Source organism: Synechococcus sp. PROS-7-1 (assembly GCF_014279795.1).
GTDB lineage: Bacteria > Cyanobacteriota > Cyanobacteriia > PCC-6307 > Cyanobiaceae > Synechococcus_C.
Map to the genome: position 1 here is coordinate 503,456 of NZ_CP047945.1, position 18,089 is coordinate 521,544.

Annotated in this window: 25 protein-coding genes and 1 tRNA gene; 8 read left to right on the plus strand and 18 right to left on the minus strand. The window is 61.6% G+C overall.

The features are described from left to right. Window positions 1-10 precede the first annotated feature (10 nt). Genes rpsH through rplC form a run of 14 tightly spaced genes read right to left on the minus strand, consistent with a single transcriptional unit; the run spans window position 11 to window position 6,625 of the window. A complete protein-coding gene (rpsH, locus tag SynPROS71_RS02475) occupies window positions 11-412 on the minus strand; it encodes a 30S ribosomal protein S8 (protein ID WP_186584082.1) in 402 nt (133 codons plus the stop codon). A 19-nt stretch (window positions 413-431) separates the two neighbouring features. After that, window positions 432-971, minus strand: a complete 540-nt coding sequence (rplE, locus tag SynPROS71_RS02480) for a 50S ribosomal protein L5 (RefSeq protein ID WP_186596426.1) — start codon at window positions 969-971, stop codon at window positions 432-434. A gap of 49 nt (window positions 972-1,020) precedes the next feature. Beyond that, entirely contained in the window at window positions 1,021-1,377 is a 357-nt protein-coding gene (rplX, locus tag SynPROS71_RS02485; protein ID WP_186584083.1) for a 50S ribosomal protein L24, read from the minus strand. Between the two features lie 2 nt (window positions 1,378-1,379). Beyond that, a complete protein-coding gene (rplN, locus tag SynPROS71_RS02490) occupies window positions 1,380-1,745 on the minus strand; it encodes a 50S ribosomal protein L14 (RefSeq protein WP_006042214.1) in 366 nt (121 codons plus the stop codon). Next, window positions 1,742-2,008, minus strand: a complete 267-nt coding sequence (rpsQ, locus tag SynPROS71_RS02495; protein WP_186596427.1) for a 30S ribosomal protein S17 — start codon at window positions 2,006-2,008, stop codon at window positions 1,742-1,744. The genes rplN and rpsQ overlap by 4 nt, the downstream gene beginning before the upstream one ends. Before the next feature lie 17 nt (window positions 2,009-2,025). Then, window positions 2,026-2,235 (minus strand): 50S ribosomal protein L29, encoded by a 210-nt coding sequence (rpmC, locus tag SynPROS71_RS02500; protein WP_011932342.1) that lies wholly within the window; start codon window positions 2,233-2,235, stop codon window positions 2,026-2,028. Window positions 2,236-2,237: 2 nt separating this feature from the next. After that, window positions 2,238-2,711 (minus strand): 50S ribosomal protein L16, encoded by a 474-nt coding sequence (gene rplP / locus SynPROS71_RS02505; protein ID WP_186584085.1) that lies wholly within the window; start codon window positions 2,709-2,711, stop codon window positions 2,238-2,240. A 16-nt stretch (window positions 2,712-2,727) separates the two neighbouring features. Further along, a complete protein-coding gene (gene rpsC / locus SynPROS71_RS02510) occupies window positions 2,728-3,459 on the minus strand; it encodes a 30S ribosomal protein S3 (RefSeq protein ID WP_006042210.1) in 732 nt (243 codons plus the stop codon). 19 nt (window positions 3,460-3,478) lie between these two features. Next, window positions 3,479-3,844, minus strand: a complete 366-nt coding sequence (gene rplV, locus SynPROS71_RS02515) for a 50S ribosomal protein L22 (protein ID WP_006042209.1) — start codon at window positions 3,842-3,844, stop codon at window positions 3,479-3,481. Between the two features lie 4 nt (window positions 3,845-3,848). Then, window positions 3,849-4,124 (minus strand): 30S ribosomal protein S19, encoded by a 276-nt coding sequence (rpsS, locus tag SynPROS71_RS02520; RefSeq protein ID WP_006042208.1) that lies wholly within the window; start codon window positions 4,122-4,124, stop codon window positions 3,849-3,851. A gap of 35 nt (window positions 4,125-4,159) precedes the next feature. Beyond that, complete coding sequence (gene rplB / locus SynPROS71_RS02525) at window positions 4,160-5,023, minus strand: 50S ribosomal protein L2 (RefSeq protein ID WP_186596428.1); 864 nt, start codon at window positions 5,021-5,023, stop codon at window positions 4,160-4,162. A gap of 15 nt (window positions 5,024-5,038) precedes the next feature. After that, window positions 5,039-5,341 (minus strand): 50S ribosomal protein L23, encoded by a 303-nt coding sequence (locus SynPROS71_RS02530; RefSeq protein WP_131454714.1) that lies wholly within the window; start codon window positions 5,339-5,341, stop codon window positions 5,039-5,041. Further along, window positions 5,334-5,969 carry a 50S ribosomal protein L4 gene (gene rplD, locus SynPROS71_RS02535; RefSeq protein WP_186596429.1) on the minus strand — a complete coding sequence of 212 codons (636 nt, stop codon included), beginning with the start codon at window positions 5,967-5,969 and terminating at the stop codon, window positions 5,334-5,336. Before rplD ends, SynPROS71_RS02530 begins: the two co-directional genes overlap by 8 nt. Then, the gene (gene rplC, locus SynPROS71_RS02540; protein WP_186596430.1) at window positions 5,969-6,625 is read right to left on the minus strand and encodes a 50S ribosomal protein L3; all 657 of its coding nucleotides are present in this window, start codon (window positions 6,623-6,625) and stop codon (window positions 5,969-5,971) included. Before rplC ends, rplD begins: the two co-directional genes overlap by 1 nt. A gap of 396 nt (window positions 6,626-7,021) precedes the next feature. On the opposite strand from rplC, the gene SynPROS71_RS02545 reads away from it, so the two are divergent. From SynPROS71_RS02545 to recA, 6 genes are all read left to right on the plus strand, one after another. Continuing rightward, window positions 7,022-7,483: an NAD(P)H-quinone oxidoreductase subunit N gene (locus tag SynPROS71_RS02545; protein WP_186596431.1), complete on the plus strand. Its 462-nt coding sequence runs from the start codon at window positions 7,022-7,024 to the stop codon at window positions 7,481-7,483. 68 nt (window positions 7,484-7,551) lie between these two features. Further along, window positions 7,552-8,523 (plus strand): LdpA C-terminal domain-containing domain, encoded by a 972-nt coding sequence (locus tag SynPROS71_RS02550; protein WP_255442303.1) that lies wholly within the window; start codon window positions 7,552-7,554, stop codon window positions 8,521-8,523. Window positions 8,524-8,595: 72 nt separating this feature from the next. Next, window positions 8,596-10,233, plus strand: coding sequence for an AAA family ATPase (locus SynPROS71_RS02555; RefSeq protein WP_186596432.1), 1,638 nt, complete (start codon window positions 8,596-8,598; stop codon window positions 10,231-10,233). Between the two features lie 105 nt (window positions 10,234-10,338). Further along, a tRNA-Gln gene (locus SynPROS71_RS02560) sits at window positions 10,339-10,410 on the plus strand. A gap of 70 nt (window positions 10,411-10,480) precedes the next feature. Next, the gene (locus tag SynPROS71_RS02565; protein ID WP_186597823.1) at window positions 10,481-11,191 is read left to right on the plus strand and encodes an HAD family hydrolase; all 711 of its coding nucleotides are present in this window, start codon (window positions 10,481-10,483) and stop codon (window positions 11,189-11,191) included. Window positions 11,192-11,343: 152 nt separating this feature from the next. Continuing rightward, window positions 11,344-12,492, plus strand: coding sequence for a recombinase RecA (gene recA, locus SynPROS71_RS02570; RefSeq protein WP_186596433.1), 1,149 nt, complete (start codon window positions 11,344-11,346; stop codon window positions 12,490-12,492). Between the two features lie 17 nt (window positions 12,493-12,509). On the opposite strand, the gene SynPROS71_RS02575 is transcribed toward recA, so the two are convergent. The 3 genes from SynPROS71_RS02575 to SynPROS71_RS02585 all read right to left on the minus strand — a co-directional run bounded on the left by SynPROS71_RS02575 (window position 12,510) and on the right by SynPROS71_RS02585 (window position 14,654). After that, the gene (locus SynPROS71_RS02575; RefSeq protein ID WP_186597824.1) at window positions 12,510-12,854 is read right to left on the minus strand and encodes a DUF1815 family protein; all 345 of its coding nucleotides are present in this window, start codon (window positions 12,852-12,854) and stop codon (window positions 12,510-12,512) included. Between the two features lie 74 nt (window positions 12,855-12,928). After that, entirely contained in the window at window positions 12,929-13,168 is a 240-nt protein-coding gene (locus SynPROS71_RS02580; protein ID WP_186596435.1) for a DUF2839 domain-containing protein, read from the minus strand. 37 nt (window positions 13,169-13,205) lie between these two features. After that, window positions 13,206-14,654 (minus strand): helicase, encoded by a 1,449-nt coding sequence (locus tag SynPROS71_RS02585; protein ID WP_186596437.1) that lies wholly within the window; start codon window positions 14,652-14,654, stop codon window positions 13,206-13,208. Window positions 14,655-14,753: 99 nt separating this feature from the next. On the opposite strand from SynPROS71_RS02585, the gene SynPROS71_RS02590 reads away from it, so the two are divergent. Then, complete coding sequence (locus SynPROS71_RS02590) at window positions 14,754-15,659, plus strand: prephenate/arogenate dehydrogenase (protein ID WP_186597825.1); 906 nt, start codon at window positions 14,754-14,756, stop codon at window positions 15,657-15,659. Here SynPROS71_RS02590 and crtD read toward each other — a convergent pair. Then, window positions 15,643-17,157: a C-3',4' desaturase CrtD gene (gene crtD / locus SynPROS71_RS02595; protein WP_186596438.1), complete on the minus strand. Its 1,515-nt coding sequence runs from the start codon at window positions 17,155-17,157 to the stop codon at window positions 15,643-15,645. The two genes, SynPROS71_RS02590 and crtD, sit on opposite strands and share 17 nt — an antisense overlap. A gap of 36 nt (window positions 17,158-17,193) precedes the next feature. Here crtD and SynPROS71_RS02600 point away from each other — a divergent pair, with 36 nt between their 5' ends. Further along, window positions 17,194-18,075 (plus strand): fructosamine kinase family protein, encoded by an 882-nt coding sequence (locus SynPROS71_RS02600; RefSeq protein WP_370586844.1) that lies wholly within the window; start codon window positions 17,194-17,196, stop codon window positions 18,073-18,075. Window positions 18,076-18,089: the final 14 nt, after the last annotated feature.

The window sequence follows — 18,089 nt, forward strand, 5'->3', positions numbered from 1 at the left end:
TGGCTCCGGATCAATAGACGTAGCAGAGCACTTCACCGCCGACGCCCTGCTTGCGGGCGTCGCGATCGCTCATCACACCCTTGGAGGTGGAGATGATGGCCACCCCCAGTCCACCGAGGACTTTGGGCAGTCCGCGGGTGTTCTTGTAGATGCGCAAACCGGGCTTGCTCACCCGTTGCATGGAGCGGATCGTGGGCAGTCGATGCTTGCCGCTGTACTTCAGTTCCAGCACCAGATTGGCGTGGACGCCTTCGCCTTCTTCGCTGATCTCAGCGATGAAACCCTCCTGCTGCAGCACCTTGGCGATGCTGCGGGACATTCGGGATGCGGGGACTTTGGTGTTCTGGTGACGTTTCTCACTCGCATTACGAATGCGGGTGAGCATGTCGGAAATAGGGTCGTGGTTGGCCATGGTGGTTTCCGAGGAGGGCTCAGTTGCTGCGGAATGGCATTCCCATCTCGCGGAGGAGGGCCCGGCCCTCTTCATCCGTGCGGGCAGTGGTCACGATGGTGATGTCCATGCCCCTGATGGCATCGATTTTGTCGAAGGAGATTTCAGGGAAGATGATTTGCTCTCTCACCCCCAGGGTGTAATTGCCCCGACCGTCGAAGCTCTTGGGGCTGACGCCTCTGAAGTCGCGGATTCGGGGGAGCGCCAGGTTGATGAGTCGCTCAAGGAACGCATACATGCGCTCGCCACGAAGGGTGACGGCACAACCGATTGGCATGCCCTGGCGGATTTTGAAACCGGCGATGGCTTTCTTGGCGCGGGTCACCATCACTTTTTGGCCGGTGATTTGAGCCAGCTCGTTCACGGAGGCCTCAAGGGACTTCGCGTTCTGGGCGGCTTCGCCAAGTCCTCGGTTGACGGTGACTTTCACCACCTTGGGGACTTCGTGGATGTTGGAGAGACTCAGGTCTTTCAGCAGTTTGGGCTGAATGGTCTCCCGATAGCGCTGTTTCAGTGACATGGCTGGGGGATGGGACTTCTGGGCTTGGTCAGAAGGAGGGTCGGGGTGATCAGTCGATCACCTCGCCTGTTTTCTTGAGGCGGCGCTTCTTGCTGCCGTCTTTCTCGGTGATCAGCTCGACTCGGCTGGCCACCTTTTTTGTGGTGGAGTAGAGCATCACGTTGGAGGCATGCAGTGATGCTTCTTCGGTGACGATCCGTCCGCTCTCACCTTCTTGGGTGGGCTTCACGTGGCGCGTGCGCATGTTCACGCCTTCCACGATCACGCGGTTTTCATTGGGCAAGGTGCGCAGAACTTCTCCGGTCTTGCCCTTGTCCTTGCCGGCAATGACCTGAACGGTGTCGCCTTTGCGCAGACGCATCTTGATGCGCTGGGTCGGTGCTGATTGGGATGTTGCAGCGGCCATGATCAGATCACCTCCGGAGCGAGGGACACGATTTTGGTGAAGTTGCGCTCGCGCAGCTCACGGGCAACGGGACCGAAGACGCGGGTGCCCTTGGGGTTCTTGTCGTCGTTGATGATCACGGCGGCGTTGTCGTCGAACCGGATCGAATTTCCGGTGTCACGACGCAGGGTCGCCTTGGTGCGAACCACCACAGCTTTGACTACATCGGACTTTTTCACGCCCATGTTGGGCATGGCGTCTTTGACGGCGGCGACGATCACATCACCCACGTGGGCGTAGCGGCGGTTGGTGCCCAGCACACGGATGCACTGGATGCGCTTGGCGCCGCTGTTATCGGCGACGGTGAGGAACGATTCCTGTTGGATCATTTTTGACCCTCCTCAGCCTTGGGGCTGTGGCTAAGCACCTCGGCGACGGCCCAGCGCTTGTGGCGGCTGAGCGGGCGAGTTTCGGTGATGCGAACCCTGTCTCCGACGCGAACACTGTTGTCCTCGTCATGAGCTTTGTAGCGGGTGGTGCGGCTCACCGTCTTTTGATAGATGGGATGTGGGAAGCGGTTTTCCACCGCCACCACCACCGTTTTGTCCATCTTGTCGCTGACGACGGTGCCGACCCTTTCCTTGAGTGCCATGGGAATGAAACGGGGGATCAGGAGGCGGTGGAGCTTTGACGCTCCTTCTGCACCGTCAGCAGCTGAGCCAGCTTGATGCGGCTCTGCTTGAAACGGTGGGTGTTGCCCAGCTGCCGGGTGGCTTGCTGGAAGCGCAGATCGAACAGTTCACGGCGAAGACCGTTGATCTGTTCAGTGATGTCTGCGTCGGAGAGCTGACGCAGCTCGGAAGCGTTGGGACGTGCCATGGTCAGGACTCCACGGTGGCGGCAGCAGCGGCCGGAGCGTTCGCTCCGGTGGACTGCTCCTGTTCATCGAGGCTGATGAACTTGGTCTTCACAGGGAGCTTGTATTGCGCAAGGCGCATCGCTTCCCGTGCGATTTCAGGGGTGATTTCGTCACCACCCATTTCGAAGAGAATCCGACCGGGTTTGATCACAGCGACCCAGAATTCTGGGTTGCCCTTACCAGAACCCATGCGGGTTTCGGCAGGTCGCATGGTGACCGGTTTGTCCGGGAAAATTCGGATCCAGATCTTGCCGCCACGCTTGACGTAGCGGGTCATGGCACGACGGCTGGCCTCGATCTGACGCGAGGTGATCCAGCCACATTCTTGTGCCTGCAGAGCGAACTGACCGAAAGCGATGGTGTTGCCACGGGTGGCGACGCCACGCATACGGCCGCGTTGCTGCTTGCGGAATTTGACGCGTTTTGGACTCAGCATGGTTCAGGCCTCCTGTTCACCCCTCGTTGGAGCGGTCTTCGAACTGTTGGGGCCTGCGGCCGGCCCGACGCCGCGGGGTTGCCCCCACAGGCAGTTGCTGCTGGGCTTCATCCCCCAGCACTTCGCCCTTGAACACCCAAACCTTGATGCCCAGCACGCCGTAGGTCGTGCTGGCCACCTTGGTGGCGTAGTCGATGTCAGCGCGCAGGGTGTGCAGGGGAACACGCCCTTCACGGGTCCACTCGGTCCGAGCAATCTCGGCACCGTTGAGGCGACCGGACACCTGGATCTTGAGGCCGAGAACGCCAGCCCGTTGGGCTCGCTGCACGGCCATGCGGATTGTGCGGCGGAAGGCCACCCGCTTTTCCAGTTGTTGGGCGATGTATTCGGCCAACAGGAACGCGTCGGCATCGACCCGCTCCACTTCAACCACGTTGATCCGAACCTGACGGTTTGGATCACCAACAGTTTTCTGGATACCGGAGCGAAGATCCTCAATGCCGCTGCCTTGGCGACCCACCAACACGCCGGGACGTGCGGTTTTGAGCTCCACTTCGAGCTGATCGGCCTTGCGGGCGATCAGGACATCACTGATGCCGGCGGAGCCGTACTTCTTGTGGATGAACTTGCGGATCCGATCATCCTCTTGGAGGAGGGTCGGATAACTTTTGCTGGAGGCGTACCAGCGGGACCGGTGCTCCTGGGTGATCCCCAGGCGTAAGCCGGTTGGATGGATTTTGTGTCCCATCAGTCGGTGTGCTCGGGGGTCAGGAGTCGGTCTGGGATGCCACAGCAATGCTGATGTGACAGGTCTGCTTTTTGATCGCGTAGGCGCGACCCTGGGCGCGGGGCCGATAGCGCTTCATGGAGGGACCCATATCGGCGCTGGCCTGGGAGATCACCAAGGTGGAAGGGTCAAGGCCGAGGTTGTGCTCGGCGTTGGCCACTGCGGAACGCAGCACCTTGGTGATCGGGCCGGTGGAGCGATAGGGCATGAACTCGAGCATGATCAGCGCATCGCGATAGGTGCGTCCGCGGATCTGATCGAGCACCCGCCGCACCTTGGACACGGAGCCGCGGATGAAGCGGCCGTGGGCCTGGGCGGTGGTTGCCGTTGGGGATGACGTTGTCATGGACTCAGCGGCCTCCTTTCTTGTCTTTGATGTGGCCCTTGAAGGTGCGGGTCGGAGCGAATTCGCCCAGCTTGTGACCGACCATCTGCTCGGTCACGAAGACCGGCACGTGGGTTTTGCCGTTGTGAACGGCAATGGTGTGGCCGATCATCATCGGCAGAATCGTGGAGGCCCTGGACCACGTTTTGATCACCGACTTGTCGTCGGCGGCATTTTGCTTTTCAACCTTGCGAAGAAGGCTGTCAGCGATGAAAGGGCCTTTTTTAAGTGAACGTCCCATGGCGGATTAAGCGAACAGCAAAACAGTGATGAACATCAGGAGTCGCGTCCGCCACGGCTCCGCTTGGACGTCTTGCGACGCTTCCGGAGGACGAACTTGTTACTCGGCTTGTTGCGCTTGCGGGTCTTCAGACCCAGGGCAGGTTTGCCCCAGGGCGTGACAGGACCAGAGCGGCCGATGGGTGCCCGACCCTCACCACCACCATGGGGGTGGTCGCAAGGGTTCATCACACTGCCTCGCACCTGGGGACGACGTCCCAGCCAGCGGCGACGACCGGCCTTGCCAAGGCTGGTGTTGCGAATTTCGGAGTTACCGACTTCGCCCAGCGTGGCGTAGCACTCACGCCGGACCAGGCGTACCTCAGTGGAGGGCAGCTTGAGGGCGACATAGTCGCCTTCCTTGGCCATCACCTGGGCACTGGCACCGGCCGTGCGCACCATTTGGCCTCCGCGTCCGGCATACAGCTCGACGCAATGCACGCTCGAACCGAGCGGCACGGAGGAGAGCGGCATGGCATTGCCGTCCTCGATCGGGGCATCAGGCCCTGAAATCACGGTTTGTCCGACCGTGACACCAGCAGGGGCAAGGATGTAACGCTTCTCGCCATCGGTGTAGAAGAGCAGCGCCAGCCGCGCATTGCGGTGTGGGTCGTAATGGATGGCCGCCACCTTGGCGGGCACACCGTGCTTGTTGCGTCGGAAATCAACGACGCGGTACTGCCGCTTGTGGCCACCGCCGCGATGGCGGCAGGTGATCACGCCGCGGTTGTTGCGTCCCTTGCGGCGGTGCTTGGACACCACAAGTGAGCGTTCCGGCTTGCGGCCGGTGACTTCACTGAAGTCGGTGACCACCCGGGTGCGGGTTCCGGGGGTGTAGGGGCGGAAAGTGCGAATTGCCATGACGTTTCAGACCCCTCAGGACTCAGGGAAGAGTTGGATGGAGTTGCCTTCGGCGAGGCGCACCACGGCCTTTTTCACCTGCGCACGCTTGCCGGCGAAACGGCCGACCCGACGGCTGCGGCGAGGAGGGTTCATGGTGCTGATGCCGGTGACCTTGACATCGAAGAGTTGTTCAACAGCAGCTTTGATGTCTGGCTTGGCAGCTCGGTGATCCACCTCAAAGGTGTACTGGTTGAGTTCCAGCGCACGGGTGGCTTTTTCTGTGATCAGCGGCCGGCGGATCACATCCGCCAGGCGTCCGGTGAAGCGCTCAGTCATCGCCGTAAACCTCCTGGATGGTTGCGAGAGCCTCTTCTCCCAGCACCAGCGCGTTGGCATGGAGCAGGTCGAAGACGTTGAGTTGGTTGGCTGCAATCAGCTTCACCTTCTCGAGGTTGCGGACGGAACGACGCAGCACGTCCGAGGGTTCCCCCACCACGATCAGAACTTTGGACCCGGCTTCGATGCCCAGGCGTCCGAGGGCATCGGTGATTTCCCGAGTCTTCGGAGCTTCCAGGGATGCTCCGAAATCCTTGACCACCGTGACGTCGTCGATGCGAGCCATCAGCGCGGTGCGCAGGGCCAAGCGACGCTCCTTTCGGTTCATCGCAAGGTTGTAGGTGCGGGGCTTCGGTCCAAACACGATGCCGCCACCGGGACGGAGAGGCGTACGGATCGAACCCTGACGAGCCCGGCCAGTGCCTTTCTGCTTGTAAGGCTTGCGACCGCCACCGCGAACTTCGGCCCGGGTCAGGGTGCTTGCAGTGCCCTGACGGCTGTGGGCCTGCTGACGCAGAACCGCACGGTGCATCAGATCGAGGGCTGTGGTCTCTTTGGCGACCTTCAGGTCCAGGGAGGCCTTGCCGGTTTCCTTGCCCTGCCAGTCGCGGACTACACAGTTAGCCATCACTTACCTCCTTTGGCGGGCTTGGCACCCACGCGATTGGCGGGGCGGATGTTGAGCAGCGCTCCGGGCTTGCCTGGAACGGAGCCCTTCACTACCAACAGATTGCGATCACTGTCCACTCGGAGGATGGTGAGCCCCCGTGTGGTGATCTTCTTGCCGCCATAACGGCCAGCCATGCGCTTGCCGGGATAGATGCGACCCGGCGTTGTACCAGCGCCGGTGGAGCCTGGTTCCCGATGATTTTTGGAACCGTGCGTCATCGGACCGCGACTGAAGCCATGACGCTTCTGGTAACCGGCAAAGCCGCGTCCCATCGTGTCGCCGCTGACGTCAACCTTTTGGCCGGCTTCGAAGTCACCCACGGTGACTGCACCGCCGAGTTCCAGACCGTTGACATCGTCAACGCGGTATTCACTGAGGTGACGGAGCACACCCTCGCCGGATTTGGCGAGGTGCCCTTTGGCTGGTTTGTTGACCAGCTTTTCGCGGGTGTCCCCGAAGCCGATCTGGACGGCGATGTAGCCGTCCGTTTCTGTTGTTTTGAGTTGGGTGATCCGGCAAGGACCCGCCTCGATCAGAGTGACCGGGACGGCTTTGCCTTGCTCGTCGAAGAGCTGGGACATACCCAGCTTCTTCCCAAGGATGCCGATGGACATGGGAGGTAGTGACGCCAGCGTGGACAACCCCGCTCGTGCATCCGAAGGCGCAGGAACGGTGGCCAAGTGGGGGCTGATCGAAGTAACGCAGTCGTGGCCGAAGCGACAGGCACCATGAGCGCCGGAACGATTCGGAATGGAGCTAGCGAGCGAATCAGCTGGCTGGGACTTGCCCGATCGGATGGATCGGTAGTTTCCCGGCAGCAGAACAATCGGAATCGTCTTGCTGCTCTGGCCTGGGACCCGGCGCACTCGCCGGATCTGCTCTTGGAACTGGAGGCCCGGCTAGCGGACGGGCACAGATCTTCAGAGCAAACAAAAACACTACACCAGCGAGTGCCTGCTTCCGTTCATCTCTGATTAGCTGCCAGACTCCCTCTCATCTGAGATGGACTCATGCCGCTGCTGCTTTCAGGTCGGGGTTTCCGCCGTGAGCTGGAGTCCGTGGGATGTATGGCTGTTCATGCCCCTCTCGAAGGAGGCGCTGAGACGCGTCTGCTCCGACGCCTGCGCGCGGCTGGCTATCGCACCCACTTGAGCTCCGCTCGCGGGCTTGGCGATCCCGAGGTGTTCCTGCTTCAGAAACACGGGGTGCGCCCGCCCCATCTGGGTCACCAGAGCGTCGGACGCGGTGCCGCCGTTGGAGAGGTTCAGGAAGTGATGCCTCAGCTCGGGGAAGCTCTTCTTGGCGATAAGCCTGTCGTGCTCTGGTTGCTGGAAGGCCAGGTTCTATCCCGCTCCGAACTTCTCACGCTCTGCGATCTCAGCCGACGAGAGCCCCGTCTCAAGATTGTTGTGGAAATGGGGGGAGCCAGGAGTTTGCGCTGGCAGCCGATGACCCAGCTGCTCGGGGCCTGATCGTTTCTCTGCCACGGGATGCCGGTCTCACCGGCGATGAAGCGCTGCGTCAGGGGTGCTGGGTCAAGTTGATCTGTGGTGCCAGCAATCAGGATCTGGCCTCAATCAGCGACCTGTGTGCTGTGTATGCGGCTGCGGGTGTGCATTGCGTGGATGTCGCGGCCGATGCGGCGGTGGTGCATGCGGCTCGCCTCGGACTGAACTGCGCCCGAGAGCGCACTGGATCCTCTCCCTGGTTGATGGTCAGCGTCAGCGACGGATCCGATGTTCATTTTCGCAAGGCTGTCTTTGACCCAGCGTTGTGCCCCCCCGACTGCCCGAGGCCTTGTGAACGGGTCTGCCCCGCTGACGCCATCACTGCGGATAGAGGCGTTGAGGCCAGCGTTTGTTATGGATGTGGGCGCTGTCTTCCTGCCTGTCCCCAGCAGCTCATCCACGCTGAGGAGCACCAGGTCGGACTCGAGGGTTTGAGTCAATTGCTTCAGGAGCTGCAGCCGGATGCTCTGGAAATTCACACGGCACCGGAGCGAAGCGTTGCTTTCGAACGCACGCTGCTTGCGGTGGCAGCATCCCGTGTCCCCCTGCGTCGCTTGGCTGTCAGCTGTGGGCTGGAGGGCCATGGCGTCACTCCAGCAGCTCTGGCGAGGGAGCTCTGGCATCGTCATGGCGCTCTGCGTCGACAGGGCATGCGACCCCTCTGGCAATTGGATGGCCGGCCGATGAGCGGGGATGTGGGGGCTGGGACGGCCCGTGCCGCCCTGCGGCTCTGGCAGCAGCTGCGCACGATCGCTCCTCCAGGACCATTGCAGCTGGCCGGAGGCACCAACGATGTGACGATCAGCCTTCTGCAAACGCTGGATCCATCGGTCCAGGTACGACCCTCAGGCGTGGCGTTTGGCGGGATGGCTCGGGCGCTCCTCCAGCCCCTGCTTGTACAGGCGGAGTCTCGTCAGACCTCACTGCGGGACTGGCCAACGGGTTGGGAGAAAGCCGTGACGCTGGCCCGTTCTCTCGTTGCACCCTGGTTGCAGAGGGTCTGAGCCGGCCTCACTGCATGGCATCTCCCTGCTAGAAGGCGATCGGGACCTGACGGTTGGCGGGTTGATACGGACATGAGCACCGAGCGCATCACCGATGACCTTCAGCGACTTTTGTCGCTTTTGCCCGCATCGGTGCGTCAGGTCCTGGAACAGGACGATCACCACGATCAGTTGCTCGAGGTGGTGCTGGATCTCGGAAGGCTTCCTGAAGCCCGTTATCCAGGCCGCTCCCTGGCCTTGGGGGAACGCAGCCTCGAGCGCAAGGACCTGGAAGAGATGGTGGACCGCCTTGGCCAATTCGGTGCGGACAATCGGGCTGGCATCGAACGCACGCTTCACCGCATCAGCGCCATTCGCAATCGACGGGGTGATGTGGTGGGGCTCACCTGCAGGGTGGGGCGTGCCGTTTTTGGCACGGTCGCGATGGTGAGGGATTTGCTGGACAGTGAGCAATCTCTGCTGCTGATGGGGCGGCCTGGAGTGGGAAAAACCACAGCGTTGCGCGAGATCGCCAGGGTGCTTGCGGATGACCTGGGGAAAAGGGTCGTGGTGATCGACACCAGCAACGAAATCGCCGGTGATGGGGACATTCCTCATCCGGCGATCGGCAGGGCGCGGCGCATGCAGGTTGCGCGCCCCGAGCTGCAGCACCAGGTGATGATCGAGGCCGTTGAGAATCACATGCCCGAGGTCATCGTGATCGATGAAATCGGCACCGAGCTTGAGGCGCAGGCCGCGCGCACCATCGCCGAGAGGGGGGTGATGCTGGTGGCCACGGCCCACGGGAACGCACTCACCAATCTCATCAAGAATCCAACCTTCTGTGATCTGGTGGGTGGAATCGAATCGGTCACCCTCGGGGATGAGGAGGCTCGCCGGCGTCGCAGCCAGAAGACGGTTCTGGAGCGAGCCGCTGAGCCGACGTTTCCGATCGCGATTGAGATGCACAGCCGTCATCGGTGGGCTGTGCATGACGATGTGGCCCGAACGGTTGATCTGCTCTTGAGGGGGCAGACCCCGAGGCCCCAGGAACGCGAATTGACAGAGGACGGGGGCGTGCGACTGGTGGACGCTGATGTTCAAAAGTCCCTGCGGGCTCCGCAAAAGCGACCAGCTCTTGCCATTGTTCCGATGCCGGATCCTGTTGCTGCACGGGTGCGGGATTTCCAGTCCGCAGAAGGGGAGATGGAGGCGGTTCGCGATCCGGAAACGCTTCAGATTCTCTGCTGCGGACTCAGCCGCCAACGCCTTGAAGAGGCCGTCCGATGTCATCGATGGCCCGTTCAGGCTGTGGATGATCTCTCAGCCGCTGATGTCCTTCTCAGCGTGCGTCAGGGGCTCGGCCGCCAGCCGGATCTTCGCCGTCAGGCACGGGAGGCCGGGGTGCCCATTCTGGTGATCAAGTCTGACTCCTTGCCCCAAGTGGAGCGGGCTCTCGAGCGTCTGCTCAGTCGCCGATCACGGCCTGAAACGCAATCGTTACCGCCGGTATCCGCCGCAGAACCTGGTCGGGCTGATGCGCTTGCGGCCCTCGAGGAGTGTCGGCTGGCTGTCGAGCAGGTGGTGATGCCGGAGGGGCGGCCTGTGGAGCTGTTGCCCCGCAGTGAGGTGGTGCTGCAGATGCAGGCAGATCTGGTGGCGCGCTACAGACTGCGTAGTGATGTGTACGGGCCTTCGGATCAGCGCCGGCTCAGGCTTTTTCCACCTTGAACAAGGCTCTTCTGAGACAGACGGATTGACGAAGGTCACTCCGCTGTGGGTAACTATCTGAACGCCAGTGCTTGATCTCCGCAGGAGATCATGACCTGGAGTCAATGGGCCGTCGCCAAGTGGTAAGGCAGCGGGTTTTGGTCCCGCCATTCCTAGGTTCGAATCCTAGCGGCCCAGTTTTTTCAGGATTCCAGTGTTGTCCTGTGAACTCCTTGTCTTCGACTTCGACGGGGTGATTGTCGATGGGATGGAGGAGTACTGGTGGAGTGCTCGCCGTGCCGCGTTGAGCCTCTGCCCCGGGGCCGCGCTGCCAGACACCATCCCCGATGGGTTTCGTGCTCTGCGTCCCTGGATTCACCACGGCTGGGAGATGGTGCTGATCGCGTCGCTGTTCTCTGAGCCCAGTCGGTCGCTGATGACGGGTGATCTCGATGGGGTGATCCGCGATTACAGCGCGTTCTGTTCCGAAGGCCTGTCCCGGTTCGGCTGGACCCCGACCCTCCTGCAGGAGCGGCTTGAGCACGTTCGTCGCGAGGCTGTCCTGATGGATCGGAGTGGTTGGCTGGCGATGCATCGGCCCTATCCAGGGGTGCCGGAGCGCCTCGCGTCTTTGGAGGATGAAGGAGTGGCCTGGGCGGTGCTCACCACCAAGGGGAAAGCCTTCACTGGAGAATTGCTGGCTTCGATGGGCCTGACACCCGCGCGCTTGGATGGACGGGAGTCGGGCCCCAAGCCTGACGTCTTGCTCAGTCTTCGTGATGACTGGCGCCTGAGGGGATTCATCGAGGACCGCAAGGCGACCCTGGAAACGGTCCGCGGCACAGCGGGTCTCGAGGAGCTGCCTTGCTGGCTGGCCTCATGGGGATATCTGAAGCCGGATGACCCCGTGACCCTCCCCGAGGGTGTGTCGCTACTCAGTCCGGAATGCTTCGCAGGGCCCTTGGCGAGCTGGAACTGATTCGTTAACGTACATCTGTACTACGTGTGACGGATGGTTCGTGATGGGGCACTGGATGCATTGTCCGGTGTCTGTTCCCAGGTCAGCGGCGGTTTCGCCGCCGTCCTGATCAGCTGCCGCCGACGCCCTTTAGCTCCTTAACTGTTCAAGCCATGCCAGTCGAAGTGAAATCCTCCCAGTCCTCCGGTGGAGATGTCCGCCCCGGTGAGCGTGATCAGGCGCTCAATCTCGTGCTCGGGCAGATCGAGCGCAATTTCGGGAAGGGGTCGATCATGCGTCTTGGAGACGCCTCTCGAATGCGGGTGGAGACCATCTCCACCGGAGCGCTCACTCTCGACCTTGCCTTGGGTGGTGGTTATCCCAAAGGACGGGTTGTGGAGGTGTATGGGCCGGAAAGCTCCGGTAAGACCACGCTGACGTTGCATGCCATCGCCGAGGTGCAGCGGCGGGGCGGTGTGGCGGCCTTCGTGGATGCTGAGCATGCACTCGATCCCGTTTATGCCGCTTCGCTCGGAGTCGATATCGAGAATCTGTTGGTGTCGCAGCCCGACACCGGTGAAATGGCCCTGGAGATCGTCGATCAGCTCGTGCGCTCTGCTGCCGTTGACATCGTCGTGGTGGACTCGGTCGCGGCGCTGACGCCCCGAGCCGAGATCGAAGGCGAGATGGGTGATCTGGCGGTGGGATCCCAGGCGCGTCTGATGAGTCAGGCCATGCGCAAGATCACAGGCAACATCGGCAAATCCGGTTGCACCGTGATTTTCCTCAACCAGTTGCGTCTGAAAATCGGTGTGACCTATGGCAATCCGGAAACAACAACCGGTGGTAACGCCCTCAAGTTCTATGCGTCGGTGCGCCTCGATATTCGCCGCATCCAGACGCTGAAGCGCGGCACCGAGGAGTACGGGATCCGGGCGAAGGTGAAGGTGGCCAAAAACAAGGTGGCGCCGCCCTTCCGAATCGCAGAATTCGACATCCTTTTCGGTCGTGGCATCAGCACCCTGGGATGCTTGTTGGATTTGGCGGAAGAAACAGGTGTCGTGACCCGCAAAGGAGCCTGGTACAGCTACGAAGGCGACAACATTGGCCAGGGGCGGGACAACACCATCGGCTGGCTGGAGCAGAACCCTGAGGCCAAAGACACGATCGAGACGTTGGTCCGTCAGAAGCTCACCGAGGGCTCGGAAGTGACCTCCAACTCCATGCGGCCGCTTGCCGCCGCCGCACGCTCGGCGGCAACCAAGCCCGGCGAGAAGGCCTCTGATGCTCAGGCGGATGTCAAGAGCAAAGGGGCTGCCTGAGTACGGCCCCTCACGGATCAGACTTGAATCGAGCAGGAAGAGCCGCGTTGACTGCGGCTCTCCTGGAGATTGTCGGCAATGCGCTGAAGTTCTTGGATCGCTTCAGCACCTTCGAACTTCACCAATTCGCGTCCGTTGCGCGACTCAACCCAGCTGATTCCGAAGTCGGACACGAGAAATCGCACCATGTGCTGATCACCGAGCTCGGCGACAAATGAGGCTCCAGAGCCATCGCGACCGTCGTCGCAGACGTAGCAAGTTGCCGTAACGCCAAGCTTCTGGAGGCTTTTGGCGAGAGCCTGAAGGCTCATCACCAGATCCTGGACAACCGTTCGATATTGCTCTGAAAGACGCAAAAACACTTCGATCACCCGACGCATGAGTGAATTCTAAAGGTTTTCTATTGATTTGGTTGAGTCTTCGGTTCTTGGTTCTTTCAGGGTGTGTCTGCCAGTGTCCACCAGCCCGCTGCTGGACCAACAAATCGCACCACCACCCAAAACACAACCAGCGCTCCGATTCCGATCCAAGCGCCGCGCGTGGTGATTGAAACGAACTGCGATGCCTGGCTTCGGGTTAGGGGTAACCAATCAATGAAGCGCTCGGCATCCTTGGGATTGGTTTTCTGCTGTCGGGGCGGCAGGCCCTGGCTGGCGCGACGGCGGGCTTCTCCCATGGTTGTTCTATCCCTAAGACCAGCCTAGGGGTGTCCATCAATCAGGTAGCAGCCGCTGCAGTGAACTCCAAGGCTCCAGAGCTTGGAACACCTGCTCTCCCCAGCTTCGGCTTCGCACTCGACCATCCAGGATGGCGAGACGGCCGCCACTGCGTCTGAGGGGGGCAATGGCCGGAATCAGGATGGCCAAAGCCTCCGGCAGAAGCAGGTCTCTGAACCAGTCGCGACCTTGTTTTTTCAAGACTTTCACGCGCGCGGCCGTGAGTGGATCTTCCAAGCTTGCGATCGGCAGCAGGGCTGTGATGAGTTGATCCGGTTCCGGAAGGGTTGGCTGATGGGTCATCCACCAGCCCCAACTGGTGCAGATCACGCCATTGGGTTTGTCGCAAGCGCGATCGATGGTCACTCTGCTGCCGAATTCCGCTGCTAGTTCGCTGGCCAGTCTCTGCAGCAGGGCTGCGTCATTCGCAAGAACCACCGTCAGACCTGAGCGGCCAAGGATGAGACGCCGGCACTGATCGAGCAGATGGCTGGCGTAGATCTCCGTATTGGGCAGGGGTTGCCTGCGGGGGGCGTAGATCGGGATCGGTTCACTGCGTGGCGGCTCGCGCAGATCGATTCGGATCACGGGATCGTCACGGTCGGGAGGTGTTGGATTGGAGGCTCTGCGGCATCCCCCATCGCCATGAATCAGGGTCCAGGGTCGCGTGCTGAACAGGTCTTGGATTTCCTCAAGGGGCTCAAGGGGCTGAAGCGTCCATTGCCACTGCAGGTGTTCATGGTCGAGTCGGGCCCAGCTCGCCCAGGTGTCCATCCCCATGGCAGCGAGGTGACTCCAGGGTTCCGGCGCCGGGCCGGTCAGTTGCAGTAAGTCGCGGACGCTCGTCAGGGCGCTGTCCGGCATGGAGAGCTGACGGCACTTGCCGGAACCACGGGCGAACAGTTGTCGGCTCAAGCGTTCATGCAGGTCCAGAAGTCCTTGGCCTGTGGCGGGAAAGGCGGTTCTGAGTTCTTCCCAATGGCGCGCCTCGAGCTGCACGGCCATGGCGTCCCGGAGTCGTGTAGCCAGATGCTCTGCTTCTGGAATCACCAGGTGGTCGTCATGCCGGAGGTGCCCGAGGCGGTACGCCGTGATCAGCTGGCTGGGAGTGAGTAGCCACAGTTGATCGCTCGTGGGTGGATGAACACTGCTCCAGCATCCGAGTCGTAGGTCGCTCTGGAGCAGACGGGGACGCTCCAGGCTGAGAAAGCGTTGCCGTTGCTGCGGATCCAGTACCAGAACGGTGTTGCGGCTCTGGAGGCAGAGGGGGACGAGCAGGGCAAGCCACCAGCGTTCATCACTACCGGCAGAAAGTTGGATGCTGGTTTGATCGCGGCGGCGCAGGCTACGGCCCACCAGCCGACTCAAGGTCAGTTGATGCTCCCACTGTCCGGCATCTGCACGGAGCAGATGCTTCAACTGCTGATGGGCCTGAACTTCCAGCATCGGCTAACCCTACGGAGCTCTCTGATCAGGAATGGTTCAACCTGATCATGCTTGCTTTCTTGAGTGGTGAAGCAACATGGTGGCCTTGGCTGGGCAGGCATGGGAGAGGAGCGGAGCACTGGGCTGCAGGCTCTCGGGAAGGTTGGTGTGGTGGGCCTCGGTTTAATCGGTGGCTCGATCGCTCTCGACCTTCGTGAGCAGGGTGTGCCGGTGACCGGGCTTGTGCATCGCGACAGCACAGCGGCTCGTGCCATGCAGCGGGGGCTGGTGGACGAGGTCAGTTGCCATCCCTTCTGCCTCAGCGACTGCAACACCGTGATCCTGGCCCTTCCGATCGAAGCGCTGCTGACGCCTGAACCGCAGTTGGTCGAGGCACTACCGGCCCATGCCGTTGTGACGGATGTGGGGTCCGTGAAAGGGGCGGTGCTTGAGGTCTGGCGCGACCGCCACCCTCGTTTCGTGGCAGCCCATCCCATGGCAGGAACGGATCAGTCCGGTGTCGATGCAGGTTTACCTGGATTGTTTCGAGGCCGTCCTTGGGTGGCGACGCCTGAGCCGTCGACCGATCCCCAGGCCTTGGCCAGCGTGAAGGTCTTGGCCGAAGGGCTTGGAGGCGAGTGGATCACTGCGGATGCTGCCTGCCACGATCAGGCCGTGGCTCTGGTGTCCCACCTGCCGGTGATGGTGAGCGCTGCCTTGCTGAGGGCGGTGGGAGATGAACGGGATCCAAGGATTCTGGATCTCGCCCGGCGCTTGGCTTCCAGCGGTTTTGCCGATACCACCCGAGTGGGTGGTGGCAACCCAGCCCTCGGCACGGCGATGGCGTGCCGCAATACGGACGCTCTGCTGAAGGCCCTGGCCGCTTACCGCTGGAGCCTTGAACAGCTGGAGGAGGCGATTCTCAGCGGCCACTGGGCTCAACTGGAGAATGAACTGCAGAAGACCAGCACCCTGCGTCCGGGGTTTGTCGAGAAGGGGCTCAGTCCCCTCAGTTCGCCAGAGTGAGCGTTCGGCCTCGTTCTTCCATTAGCTGGCTGCAAGCCATCAGGGCCGACAGCGTGACTCCCGCGGTTCCCTCGCCAGGGTGAATCGAATCCCCGCAGAGCCATAGTTTTCGAATCGGACTGCGACTGGCCAGACCGAATGGACCGAATCGGTCCGGACTCTGTCCCAGGCCGCCCACAACACCCTTTGGGCGGCCTGTCCAGTAGGCGAAGCCGCGGGGGGTGGATAGTTCGGTGTGGAGCCAGACCTCGGTCGGAAGCGTCAGGGCGTTTTCAACGCCGCGGCGCATCTGCTCCAGCACAATCTGTTTGCGTTCCTGGTACTCCTCTTCCGGAAGGTCATGCCAACCCTCAGGGGTGGTGAACACGCTGGCGATCACCGTGGCTTCTCCGGCCGGAGCACGGCCATCTCCCTCTCTGCTGATCGAGAGGAAGAGGGACCCTGGCGTGTCCCAATCGCACTGCAGATGGCCTGGACAGGATTCAGGAAGATCGCGTCGGTTGACCGCTCCGTAGAACACCAACGCCCCACTGGGAGCGTGAAGGGTTTGCAGGCGGCGGCGATAGGACTGGCGGAGAACGTTCTTGTCTGGAATCAACGAGGGCAAACACTGAGGCGGAAGACTGAACACCACATCGGCTGCTTGCAGAGACCGTCGCTCACCTCCCGGCAGTTCCATCTGCACGCTCCAGCGGCCACTGCTCCGGTTTTGCTCCAGCAAAACGGCGCGATGGCGCAGGAGCACCTCGGCCTTATCCCGCTGAAGGGAAGTCATGAGATGGTCGCTGAGGCTCTGCATGGATCCCTGCAAATGCCAGAGGCCAAGGGGGGCCTGGCACATTTGCAGAACGGTGGCTCCGTAGAGCGCCGCCGTTTGATTGGCCGGTTGCTGGGAATAGAGCCTGAGCTGAAGGTCGAGAAAACGGCGCAGCCGATGGTTGCCTCCACAGCCGCAGAGCCTCTGTAGATCGGCAACGGTGAGAAGACTGAGCGGCGCCGTGGCGAGATTGCCGGGTGTGAGTGCGTTAAGCGTTCGGCTCAGATCCCAGCCTGAACGCACCGGCAGTACGGGGTCGGCTGCGGCGAATTGCCAGTTCTGGCGATGAATCCAGCTGCACAGCTCCCAGAACCGCTCCGTTCCAGGGAATTGGCGCGTCCGTTCCTCCCGCCAGCGTTGGGGGTCATGCCAGAGGTGGATCGGGGGTGATCCATCATTCAGATTCACCACACAGCCAGGATCGAGGCGTTCCGCTGCCGGTGGCTCCAGGCCGAGATGGCGGAACAGTCGGGCATGGCTTCCGCCCGGTTCAAGACCTGCCACCTGTGTGGCGCCGACATCGAAGGTGTAGCGCCCCCGCTTGAATGTTCCTGCGCAGCCTCCGAGCTGGTGGTGGGCCTCCACGAGGGTCACTGACAATCCTTCGCGAGCCAGTAAGGCCGCTGCAGTGAGGCCGGCAATGCCGCCTCCGATCACAATGGCGTCGCGGGAGCTGTCCATCCGGGCATGCTGGCAGCTGCGTTCCGGTGCTTGTGGATGCGGGATCAGCTCGAGCAGATCCTTTCCAAGGAAAGAGACCTGCTGCGGGGACGTTGCCTGACGTCGATCGGACCTGTCGGCGGTGGTGAGCGAGGAGCCTGTTGGAGAGCAGACCTGAGTGACGGCAGCGCTTGGTTCCTCAAGGTCTCTGATCCTGCCTCTCTTGAGGCTGAGCAGCGGGGGCTGCGGTCCTTGCGCCAATGGTCTGATGCTGACCTTGTGGAAGTCGTGGATGTGTTGGCGTGGATCCCCCTTGAGCATCGGGGGGTTCTGGTGCTCCCTTGGTGGGAGATGGGGAATGGCGATCAGTTCAACCTCGGCCGAGGGCTGGCCCGTTTGCACCGGAGGTCGTCACTGAACGGTCCTTCACGGTTTGGTTGGGACCATGACGGCTTTATCGGTCTCGGTCCCCAGCCGGCCGGATGGAGTGATGACTGGGGTGAGGCCTTTGTTGAGCTGCGTTTGAAGCCCCAGCTGCGCTTGGCTGAGGCCTGGGCATTGCATGAAAACGACTGGTCATCTCTTCTTGCTCCGCTGGCCCAGTGGCTTGGCGACCATGCTCCAGAGCCCTGTCTGGTTCATGGGGATCTATGGGCGGGCAATGCCGGTGTTCTGGCCGATGGACGGGGGCTGCTGATCGATCCCGCCAGCTGGTGGGCTGATCGCGAGGTCGATCTCGCCATGACACAACTCTTCGGCGGTTTTTCTAGCCGTTTTCTCGAGGGTTACAACCTTGAGTGGCCCCTGCCGGATGGCGTTGAGCAAAGAGTGGACGCACTCAATCTTTATCACCTGCTCAATCACGCCAATTTATTCGGCGGTGGCTTCCGAGAGCGTTGCCGCCAAGTGATTAGTCGGCTTCGAAAGACGCTTCAGTAAGGAATCGGAGGGGG